The organism is Streptomyces litmocidini (assembly GCF_014649755.1).
Lineage (GTDB): Bacteria > Actinomycetota > Actinomycetes > Streptomycetales > Streptomycetaceae > Streptomyces > Streptomyces litmocidini.
This window is the reverse complement of the sequence record NZ_BMTQ01000038.1, coordinates 1-10,487: the sequence shown is the minus strand read 5'-3', so window position 1 is coordinate 10,487 and position 10,487 is coordinate 1. Positions and strand designations below refer to the sequence as shown.

Sequence of the window (10,487 nt, the reverse complement as noted above, 5' to 3'; positions counted from 1 at the left end):
GTCCACCGTGATCATGAAGGAGAACCTGGAGGAGCTCAACGGCCGCGGCCTTGCCGCCACGTACCCCGTGATCCTCGGCGGCGCGGCCCTGACCAGGGCGTACGTCGAACAGGACCTCCACGACCTCTACCAGGGCGAGGTCCGCTACGCCCGCGACGCCTTCGAGGGCCTGCGCCTCATGGACGCGCTCATGGCCGTGAAGAAGGGCGTCCCCGGCGCCGCCCTGCCCCCGCTCAAGCAGCGCCGCGTGGCCCGGCGGCAACCGGTGGCGGAGGTCCGGGAGCCCGAGCCGGCCGGCCGCTCCGACGTCGCCGCCGACAACCCCGTACCCGAGCCCCCCTTCCTCGGGACGAAGGTCACCACCGGCATCCCGCTGTCCGAGTACGCCCCCTGGCTCGACGAGACCGCCCTCTTCAAGGGCCAGTGGGGCCTGAAGGACGCCGCGACCATCGAAGCGGAGGGCAGGCCGCGCCTGCGCGCCCTCCTCGACCGGATCGAACGCGAGAACCTGGTCGAAGCAGCCGTCGTCCACGGCTGGTTCCCCTGTGTGTCCAAGGGCGACGACCTGATCGTCCTGGACGAGGACGGAGGCGAGCGGACCCGCTTCACCTTCCCCCGCCAGCAGCGGGGCCGCCGCCTCTGCCTGGCCGACTTCCACCGCGCCGAGGACTCCGGCGAGGTGGACGCGGTCGCCCTCCAGGTCGTCACCGTCGGCTCCAGGATCGGGGAGGAGACGGCCCGCCTCTTCGCCGCCGACGCCTACCGCGACTACCTCGAACTCCACGGCCTCTCCGTGCAGCTCGCCGAGGCCCTCGCCGAGTACTGGCACGCCCGGGTGCGGAAGGACTGGGGCATCGGCGGAGAGGACCCGGCGTCCCTGGCCGGCATGCTCCGCACCGAGTACCAGGGCTGCCGCTACTCCCTCGGCTACCCGGCCTGCCCCGACCTGGAGGGCCGGGCGAAGATCGCCGCGCTGCTCCGGCCGGAACGGATCGGGGTCGTGCTGTCGGAGGAGTACCAGCTGCACCCCGAGCAGTCGACGGACGCGATCGTCGTCCACCACCCGGAGGCGAGCTACTTCAACGCGGGAGGCCGACGCCTGTGAACCCCGGAACCCCCACGTACTCCTTCGAGTTCTTCCCGCCGAAGACCGACAAGGGCGAGCGGACCCTCTGGGACGCGATCCGGCGGGCCGAGGCCCTCAAACCGGACTTCGTCTCCGTGACGTACGGCGCGGGCGGCTCGTCCCGCGACCGGACCATCGACGTCACGAAGCGGATCGTGACGGAGACGACGCTCCGGCCGGTCGCCCACCTGACGGCCGTCGGACACTCCGTCGCCGAGCTGCGGGCCATCATCGGCGCCTACGCGGACGCCGGCGTCCGGGACGTGCTGGTGCTGCGCGGCGACCCGCCGGGCGACCCGCGCGGCGCGTGGACCCCGCACCCGGACGGCTTCCGCCACGCGTACGAACTCGTCGAACTGGTCCGCTCGCTGGGCGAGTTCAGAATCGGCGTGGCAGCCTTCCCCGAAGGCCATCCGAGGTCCGTCGACGCGAAGACCGACCTCGCGCACTTCGTGGCGAAGTGCAGGGCGGGAGCGGACTACGCCATCACGCAGATGTTCTTCGATCCCGAGGACTACCTGCGGCTCCGGGACCGGGTCGCCGCCGCCGGCTGCGACACCCCGATCATCCCGGAGATCATGCCGGCCACCGACGTGCGCCAGATCCGCCGCTTCGCCGAACTGTCGGACGCGGCCTTCCCCGAGGACCTGGCGCACCGCCTGGAGGCGGCGAAGGACGACCCGGCCGCCGCGTACCGCATCGGCGTCGAGCACGCGACGCGGATGGGCCTGCGGCTGCTCGACGAGGGCGCACCGGGCCTGCACTACATCACGCTCAACAAGTCGACGGCGGCCCTGGAAATCCACCGAACCATCATGAGTGCAAGGAGAATCGCAGCCCATGTCTGACACCACCACCTTCTCCGATTACAAGGTCGCCGACATCGCGCTGGCCGAGTTCGGCCGGAAGGAGATCACGCTCGCCGAGCACGAGATGCCGGGCCTGATGGCGATCCGCCGCGAGTACGCGGACGCCCGGCCGCTGGCGGGCGCCCGGATCACCGGCTCGCTGCACATGACGGTCCAGACCGCCGTCCTCATCGAGACCCTCGTGGCGCTCGGCGCCGAGGTCCGCTGGGTGTCCTGCAACATCTACTCGACGCAGGACCACGCGGCCGCCGCGATCGCCGCCGCCGGCATCCCGGTCTTCGCCTGGAAGGGCGAGACCCTGGAGGAGTACTGGTGGTGCACCGAGCAGGCCCTGACCTGGCCCGGCGCCGACGGCCCCAACATGATCCTGGACGACGGCGGCGACGCGACGCTGCTCGTCCACAAGGGCGTGGAGCACCAGAAGACGGGCGCCCTGCCGGAGGCCTCGAACGAGGAGATGGCGGTCGTACGCGCCCTGCTGGAGAAGACCACCCTGGACTGGACGGCGATGGCCGCCGGCATCCGCGGCGTGACGGAGGAGACCACGACGGGCGTCCACCGCCTGTACGAGATGCACCGCGAGGGCGCGCTCCTCTTCCCGGCGATCAACGTCAACGACGCCGTGACGAAGTCGAAGTTCGACAACAAGTACGGCTGCCGCCACTCCCTCGTCGACGGCATCAACCGCGCCACCGACGTCCTCATCGGCGGCAAGACGGCCGTCGTCTGCGGCTACGGCGACGTCGGCAAGGGCTCGGCGGAGTCGCTGCGCGGCCAGGGCGCCCGCGTCATCGTCACCGAGATCGACCCGATCTGCGCCCTCCAGGCGGCGATGGACGGCTACCAGGTCGCCACCCTGGACGACGTGGTGGAGACGGCCGACATCTTCATCACCACCACCGGCAACAAGGACATCATCATGGCGTCCGACATCGCCCGGATGAAGCACCAGGCCATCGTCGGCAACATCGGCCACTTCGACAACGAGATCGACATGGCGGGCCTGGCGCGGATCCCGGGCATCGTCAAGGACGAGGTCAAGCCGCAGGTCCACACCTGGACCTTCCCCGACGGCAAGGTCGTCATCGTCCTCTCCGAGGGGCGGCTGCTGAACCTCGGCAACGCGACGGGCCACCCCTCCTTCGTGATGTCGAACTCCTTCGCCGACCAGACCCTGGCCCAGATCGAGCTCTTCACCAAGCCGCAGGAGTACCCGGTCGGCGTGTACGTGCTGCCGAAGCACCTCGACGAGAAGGTCGCCCGCCTCCACCTGGACGCGCTCGGCGTCAAGCTGACGACCCTCCGCCCCGAGCAGGCCGCCTACATCGGCGTCGAGGTCGAGGGCCCGTACAAGCCGGACCACTACCGCTACTGAGATGTGTACCGAAGACACCCGTGACCCCTGGCTCCCGGACCGGCTCCTCCGCACCGAACGGGACCTGCTGATGCCGCTCCTCCGGCGCACGCCCGAGGAGGCGTACGAACTCCGCACCGCGTGCCCCGGGTGGACCGCCCGCCAGGTCCTCGCCCACTGCGCGGCGGCGCTCGTCCGGATCGTCGAGGACCGCCTCGAAGAGGGCGTCTTCCTGCCGGAGGCCAACGCCTGCGACGTCGCCGAACGCGAGGACTGGCCCATCGGCCGCGTCCTCGACGAACTCGAACGCGGCCTGACGGAGGCGGGGCCCGTCATCGCGGACCGCGAGGACGGGCGCCTCGACGCGGTCGCCCTCGGCGAGTGGATCCACGCCGGAGACGTACGCGAGGCCTTCGGCGAGCCCGGCGCGTACTGCGGCGCGGCGCTCGACCTCGCCCTCCCGCTGCTCTCGGTGACGAGCCGCCGCCGGGAGACGCCGCGGCTGATCGGCGAACTGGCGGGCCGGGAGGGCGGCCCGGTCTCCCTCGGCAACGAGATCGAGGGGCGGGCGCCGGCGCGGTTCCGCGGGGACGCGGCGACGTTGATCCGGATCTACTCGGGGCGTCCGCTGATCCGGACGCGCTACTCCCTCACGGGCGCGACAGAACAAGAACTCCTCATCTACCGCTGACCCCTCGCCCCCCGCGCCCGCGCGGTTGTGGGCAGTCGTTCCGCCGGGGCGAGGGGGGCCCCAAGCTCTCGGCTTCGCCCGAGCAGGGGCCCCTTTCGCCCCGGCGGGACGATCGCCCACACGGCGGGTACGGGAGGGGCGCCGCCCACCAGGGCGCGGGCCCCACACGGCGGGTGCGGCCCGCACCGTGGGGTCCGGGAGGCGCGGGGTCGTCGACGAAAGGAACCGCATGTCCACGCTCGACCGGCTCCTCCGCACCGCCGCCACCACCGCGCGGCCCGACACCCCCGCCGTCACCTCCGGCGAGGAATCGCTGACGTTTCGCGAGCTGTACGACACCGCCGCCGCCCTCGCCACCCACCTCCGTGCGCTCGGCGTCGCCGCGGACGCCCGCGTCGGCGTGTTCGTCGAGCCGTCGCTCGACCTGATGACCGGCGTCTGGGGCGTCGTCCTGTCCGGCGGCGCCTACGTGCCGCTCTCCCCGGAGTACCCCGAGGAGCGCGTCCGTTACATGATCGAGGACAGCGGGGCCCGCGTCGTCCTCACGCAGGACCGTTTCCGGGACCGGGTGACGGAGCTGGCTCCGCCGGGGACGGAGGTCGTCGTCATCGGGGACGTTCCCCGGGAGACGGCACCGCTCCCCGGGCCCGCCCCGCACGACCTCGCCTACGTCATCTACACGTCCGGCTCCACCGGCAGACCCAAGGGCGTCATGGTCGAGCACCGTTCGATCGTGTCGCAGATGCGCTGGATGGCGGCGGAACACCGCCTCGGCCCGGACGCCGTCGTCCTCCAGAAGACGCCGATGAGTTTCGACGCCGCGCAGTGGGAGATCCTCGCCCCGGCGGTCGGGGCCCGGGTCGCGGTCGGTCCGCCGGGGGTGTACCGGGATCCGGAGGGGCTGATCGACGCGGTCCGGGCGTCGGGGGCGACCATGCTCCAGGGCGTGCCGACGCTCCTGCAGGCCCTCGTGGACACCGAGCGGCTCGGCACCTGCACCGGCCTCCGCCGCGTCTGCTCGGGCGGCGAGATCCTCTCCAGGAACCTCGCCGCGCAGCTCCTCGCCGAGCTGCCGGCGGCGGAGCTGATCAACCTCTACGGCCCCACCGAATGCACGATCAACGCCTCCTCGTACACGGTGGACCGGGCGGCCCTCGCGGGCGCCCCGGCCGCGATGCCGATCGGCAGACCGGCCGCGGGGACGACGTTCCACATACGTGACGGAGAGCTGTGCATCGGCGGGGTCCAGGTGGCGCGGGGGTATCTGGGCCGGCCCGAGCTGACGGCGGAACGCTTCGTCACCACCGGGACCGGCGAACGCCTCTACCGCACGGGCGACCTGGCCCACTGGAACGAGGACGGCACGGTCCAGTTCGCGGGCCGGGCGGACAACCAGGTCAAGCTGCGCGGCTTCCGCGTCGAGCTGGACGAGATCGCGCTCGCCATCGAGGACCACGACTGGGTCAGGAACGCGGCGGTCATCGTGAAGGACGAGCCCCGCACCGGTTTCCAGAACCTCGTCGCCTGCGTGGAGCTGTCGCCGAAGGAGGCGGCCCTGATGGACCAGGGCAACCACGGCGCCCACCACCAGTCGAAGGAGTCGAAGCTCCAGGTCAAGGCCCAGCTCTCCGACGCGGGCATCCGGTCGGACGCCGAGCTGGCGGGCCGCCCGGTGGTCCAGCTGCCGGGCGGGACGCCGACGGAGCGGATGCGGCGTGCGGTCTTCGCGCGCAAGACGTACCGCTTCTACGAGGGCGGCGAGGTGACCCGCGCCGACGTCCTCGCGGTCCTGGCCCGCCGTCCGGAGGGCATCGGCTCGCGGCCGGTGGGCAGTCTGGCGGCGGCCGACCTCGGGGAACTGCTGCGCTGGTTCGGCCGGTTCACGAGCGGGGAGCGGCTCCTGCCGAAGTACGGCTACGCCTCGCCGGGCGCGCTGTACGCGACGCAGCTGTACGTGGAGGCGCGCGGGATCGCGGGCCTGGACCCGGGCACGTACTACTACCACCCCGTCCACCACCGCCTGTACCTGACGGACCCGCTCCCGGCCGCCGGCGAACCGTCCCTGCGGTTCTCCTTCCGGGGCGAGCGGTCCGCCGTCGAACCGGTGTACCGGAACAACATCCAGGAGGTCCTGGAGATCGAGACCGGCCACATGGTGGGCCTCTTCGAGGAGGTCCTGCCCGGGTACGGCCTGGACGTCAGGGCGTGCGGGGACGGGTGCTGGGAGGTCGTCCCGTACGACGAGGGGGCGAGGCGGGACCCGGAGGTGGACGTCTACGTCCAGGCCCACGGGGACCGCGTCCGGGGCCTCGCCCCGGCCCAGTACGCCTACGAGGACGGCGTCCTGACCCCGGTCTCGGCCTCCCTCGTCGAGAAGAAGCACGTCATCGCGATCAACCAGGCGGTGTACGAGCGGGCCTCGCTCGGCATCACCGTCGTCAGCCGGACGGCGGACGCGGATCGCGCGTACGTCGACCTCGGGCGCGTGCTCCAGCGCCTCCAGCTCGGCGGTCACGGCCTCGGGTTCATGTCCTCCGGCTACAGCTCCAAGTCCGGTCACCCGCTGCCGGCGGCCCGCCGCGTGGACGAGATCCTGTCGGCGGCGGGGCGGGCGACCGGCCCCTCGTACTTCTTCGTCGGCGGCCGGGTGAGCGAGGAGCAGCGGCTGAGCGAGGGGATGCACGAGGACACGGTCCACATGAAAGGCCCGGCGGAGATGATCCGCGACGACCTCGCGCACCACCTGCCGGACTACATGATCCCGAACCGGGTGGTGGTGCTGGACCGGCTGCCCCTGTCGGCGAACGGCAAGGTGGACACGAAGGCGCTCGCCGATCTCGCCGTGGTCAACGCGGGCCTGCACGGCCGTCCGCACGTCCCGCCCCGTACGCGGACGGAGGGCAGGCTCGCGGAGGTCTGGGCGGCGGCCCTGAAGTACGAGGGGGTCGAGGCGGTCTCGGTCCTGGACGACTTCTTCGAGTCCGGGGGGAACTCGCTGATCGCGGTCGCGCTGGTGACGCGGATCAACCGCGAGTTCGGCTCCTCGCTCCCGCTCCAGGTCCTCTTCGAGCACCCGACGCTGGAGAAGCTCGCGCACCGCCTGGACGGTGCCGCCGCCACCCCCGCCTCCCGTCTCGTACGGCTCCACGCGACCGGCGCGCAGCCGCCCGTGTACTGCTGGCCGGGTCTGGGCGGCTACACGATGAACCTGCGGCACCTGGCCGAGGAGGTCGGCATCGACCGGCCCTTCTACGGGGTGCAGGCGCACGGCGTCAACCGGGGCGAGGAGCCGTACGCCACGATCCGCGAGATGGCCGCCGCCGACGTGGCCGCGATCCGCCGCCGGCAGCCCGCCGGCCCGTACACCCTGTGGGGCTACTCCTTCGGCGCCCGCGTGGCCTTCGAGTCGGCGCACCTCCTGGAGGCGGCGGGGGAGCGGGTGGAGCACCTCTTCCTGATCGCCCCGGGTTCCCCGAAGGTCCGCTCCTCGGAGACGGGCGGAGCGACGTACGACAACCCGGCGTTCGTGACGATCCTGTACTCGGTCTTCGCGGGCGCGATCGTTCCGGGCGTGCGGGCCGGTGACCGGCGGGGTTTCGTGGCGCGCGTCGCGGAGGACTTCCCGGCGCTGGACCCGGAGCTGATCGACCGGATCGTCGCGATCGTCGAGCAGACCTTCGAGTTCACGTACACCTTCCGCGAGCTGACGGAGCGGCGGGTGAGCTGCCCGGTGACGCTCTTCAAGGCCGAGGGCGACGACTACTCGTTCCTGGAGGACGCCACGGGCTGGTCCACCCGCCCGCCGACGGTCGTGGAGCTGGCCGCGGACCACTACGGCCTGCTCCGGCAGCCGGACCTGGCGGAGCTCGTCAAGAAGATCCGCTACCGCCTGGGGCTGTAGGGGCCTTTCCCGGGGTCTCCTCCGGGGCCTCCTCCGGGCGGTGGGGTTTCGAGTGGAGGACGGCCCGGCCCTGTTCGGCGGCCCGGGCCGTGCTCTCGGAGACGTAGTCGAGGAAGCGGGCGACGTTCTCCAGGCGGTGGCCTGCGGGAGTGCCGGGGCCGAGGACCGTGACGCCCTGCCGCGCGGTGTCGACGATCTGCGCGATGGACCGGGCGGAGGCCATCATCGCCTGGTACCAGACGTCGTCGTCGACGATGTAGCGCTCGCGGCGGCGGTCGTCGCGCTCCCGCCGGACGAGGCCCTGCTCGTCGAGGAACGCGATCGCCTTGGAGATGGACGCCGGGCTGACCCGGAGGCGCTCGGCGAGCTCTGCCGCGGTGAGGCTGCCCGTGTCGGCGAGCGTCAGGCTCGCCATGACGCGGGCCATCATCTTGGGCATGCCCGAGCCCATCATGACGGTCGTGAGCGTCTCCTCGTACGCGCGCACGGCCTCGGCGTCGCGCCCGTGCTCCTGCGGGGAGGCCGCCGTTCCCCGGGGCGCGGTGGGCTTGCGGCGGTGGGCGCGCTGCTCGGTGGCGCGGTGGGCGAGGTCGGCGCGGTAGCCGGTGGGCCCGCCGTTGCGCATGACCTCGCGGGTGACGGTCGAGGTCGGGCGGTCGAGGCGCCGTGCGATCTCCGCGTACGCGAGGCCGTCGGCGAGTCCCAGTGCGATCTGCTGTCGTTCGGACTGGGTGAGTCTGCCTCCCGGCATCGCGGTCTCCTTCGTCGTCCGTGGGGTCGTCAGCATAGCGTTCACCCGCATTTCATTGCAACGAACCGAATGGGGTCCGTTGCGTTAGGCGCGAGACTATTGCAACGAAATACCTCAACTGACCTGTGGTTGAGCGGTTTTTGCGCAACGAAGTGCTTGCCTACTTATTGAACGCAACGTAGCTTTTCCTTCATCGGAAACAGTGCGGTGCACCAGCGGCCGCCACGGACAAGGAGCAGCACCATGCAGACGTTCGACACCACCGCCCCGATCGCCGCCGTCCTCGCCGTCCCCGCCGGGCGCGTCCGGCTCATCGCCGCCGACCGGGCCGACACCACCGTCGAGATCCTGCCCGCCGACCCCTCCAAGGGCCGCGACGTGAAGACGGCCGAACGCACCGAAGTCACCTACGCCGACGGGATCCTGCGCATCGAGGTCCCCAAGTCGAAGAACGGCGTCCTCGGCACCACCGGCTCCATCGAGGTCACGGTCCAGCTGCCCGCCGGCTCCCGCGTCGAGGCCCGGGCCGCCGCCACCGAACTCCGGGGCGTCGGACGGCTCGGCGACGTCGCCTTCGAGGGCGCGTACGGCCCGGTCAAGATCGACGAGGCCGCGAGCCTCCGGCTCACCGCCGCCGACGGCGACATCGAGGTCGGCCGGCTGACCGGCTCCGCCGAGGTCGGCACCGCCCGGGGTGACATCCGCATCACCGAGGCGGGCAACGGCACGGTCACCCTGAGCACCCAGAAGGGCGACATCACGATCGGCGCCGCCACCGGCGTCTCCGCCTCCCTGGACGCCGGCACCGCCCGGGGTGACATCCGCATCACCGAGGCGGGCAACGGCACGGTCACCCTGAGCACCCAGAAGGGCGACATCACGATCGGCGCCGCCACCGGCGTCTCCGCCTCCCTGGACGCCGGCACCGCCTACGGCCGCGTCACCAACTCCCTCCGCAACGACGGCACCCCCGGCCTGAACATCAAGGCCACCACGGCGTACGGCGACATCACCGCCCGCAGCCTCTGACCGTCCACGGCCCTCAAGGGGCGACCGCCACGACCACCCCGGCACCCCGCGCCGCCTGCGATGCGCAGGCGGCGCAGTGGGTCTCGTCGCCGACGGGCCGGAAGAGGGTCGCCTGGGTGTGGTCGCCGGCGCATTCGCGGGTGCCTCGGAGGCGTGGTGAGAGCTGGTTGCCGGGTGCGGGTGTGGTTGCGGGTGTGGATGTGGTTGCGGGCGGGTGCGGTTCTCGTGGGGGTACGTCGCGCAGGAGGTGGCGGACGAGGCCGCCGGGCCGGTGGACGGGCGTTCCGTCGGTGGGGAGGCAGCGGCGGATGTGTGCGTGGACGTCGGTGGGGGTGTGTCCGGCGTCGAGCCAGCGGGCGGCGAGGCGGGTGAGTTCGTCGCGCATGCCGGGTGGGATGTGGCGGAGGGCGGGGGAGAGGGCGGGCAGGGTGCCGATGAGGGCGCGGGCCTCGTCGAGCCGGGGCGAGTGCTCGGCCGTCTGGGTCGTCTGGGTCGTCTGGGCCGTCTGGGTCGTCTCGCCCGGTTCTGGGGGAAGGTGGGAGGTGTTTTTCCTCGGGTCTTTCTTTGGATGACGGTCGGTGGGCGGGGTGGTCGGCTCACCGGCGGCCGGTTTCCGGGGGCTCGGTGTGACCTGTGGAGGCGTCACGGGTTCCCTGGCGAGGAGCTTGGCGGCCTGGTCGGCGGTCAGCGGGTGGCTGGAGACGAGCTGTTGGGTGGCCCAGCGTCCTCCGGCGATCTGCACGCGCCGTTCGTGGACGAAGCCTTC

General features: G+C 72.0%; 8 protein-coding genes. 6 read left to right on the top strand and 2 right to left on the bottom strand.

What is annotated here, in order from left to right; all coding sequences use genetic code 11:
• The 5 genes from IE180_RS35450 to IE180_RS35430 form a co-directional block, all read left to right on the top strand.
• The coding region (locus IE180_RS35450) for a vitamin B12 dependent-methionine synthase activation domain-containing protein (RefSeq protein ID WP_308434465.1) at positions 1-1,105 on the top strand (1,105 nt) is incomplete at its 5' end.
• Positions 1,102-1,974 carry a methylenetetrahydrofolate reductase [NAD(P)H] gene (gene metF, locus IE180_RS35445; RefSeq protein WP_190161068.1) on the top strand — a complete coding sequence of 291 codons (873 nt, stop codon included), beginning with the start codon at positions 1,102-1,104 and terminating at the stop codon, positions 1,972-1,974. The genes IE180_RS35450 and metF, both read left to right, overlap by 4 nt.
• Positions 1,967-3,370, top strand: coding sequence for an adenosylhomocysteinase (ahcY, locus tag IE180_RS35440; protein ID WP_190161067.1), 1,404 nt, complete (start codon positions 1,967-1,969; stop codon positions 3,368-3,370). The genes metF and ahcY overlap by 8 nt, the downstream gene beginning before the upstream one ends.
• A 1-nt stretch (position 3,371) precedes the next feature.
• Positions 3,372-4,040, top strand: a complete 669-nt coding sequence (locus IE180_RS35435) for a maleylpyruvate isomerase family mycothiol-dependent enzyme (RefSeq protein ID WP_190161066.1) — start codon at positions 3,372-3,374, stop codon at positions 4,038-4,040.
• A gap of 229 nt (positions 4,041-4,269) precedes the next feature.
• Complete coding sequence (locus IE180_RS35430) at positions 4,270-7,941, top strand: non-ribosomal peptide synthetase family protein (RefSeq protein ID WP_190161065.1); 3,672 nt, start codon at positions 4,270-4,272, stop codon at positions 7,939-7,941.
• Here IE180_RS35430 and IE180_RS35425 read toward each other — a convergent pair.
• On the bottom strand, positions 7,910-8,692 hold the full coding sequence (locus tag IE180_RS35425; RefSeq protein ID WP_190161064.1) for a GbsR/MarR family transcriptional regulator: 783 nt from the start codon (positions 8,690-8,692) through the stop codon (positions 7,910-7,912). The two genes, IE180_RS35430 and IE180_RS35425, sit on opposite strands and share 32 nt — an antisense overlap.
• A 243-nt stretch (positions 8,693-8,935) precedes the next feature.
• Here IE180_RS35425 and IE180_RS35420 point away from each other — a divergent pair, with 243 nt between their 5' ends.
• Positions 8,936-9,721, top strand: a complete 786-nt coding sequence (locus IE180_RS35420) for a DUF4097 family beta strand repeat-containing protein (protein ID WP_190161063.1) — start codon at positions 8,936-8,938, stop codon at positions 9,719-9,721.
• A 13-nt stretch (positions 9,722-9,734) separates the two neighbouring features.
• Here IE180_RS35420 and IE180_RS35415 read toward each other — a convergent pair.
• Positions 9,735-10,487: hypothetical protein (locus IE180_RS35415; protein WP_229861242.1), on the bottom strand; the 753-nt coding region annotated here is incomplete at its 5' end.

What these genes read in the sequence shown, in the direction of transcription:
- ahcY (WP_190161067.1), top strand. Translation starts at nt 1,967, where the DNA reads ATGTCTGACACCACCACCTTCTCCGATTACAAGGTCGCCGACATCGCG.
- IE180_RS35420 (WP_190161063.1), top strand. Translation starts at nt 8,936, where the DNA reads ATGCAGACGTTCGACACCACCGCCCCGATCGCCGCCGTCCTCGCCGTC.
- IE180_RS35430 (WP_190161065.1), top strand. Translation starts at nt 4,270, where the DNA reads ATGTCCACGCTCGACCGGCTCCTCCGCACCGCCGCCACCACCGCGCGG.
- IE180_RS35435 (WP_190161066.1), top strand. Translation starts at nt 3,372, where the DNA reads ATGTGTACCGAAGACACCCGTGACCCCTGGCTCCCGGACCGGCTCCTC.
- IE180_RS35425 (WP_190161064.1), bottom strand. Translation starts at nt 8,692, where the DNA reads ATGCCGGGAGGCAGACTCACCCAGTCCGAACGACAGCAGATCGCACTG.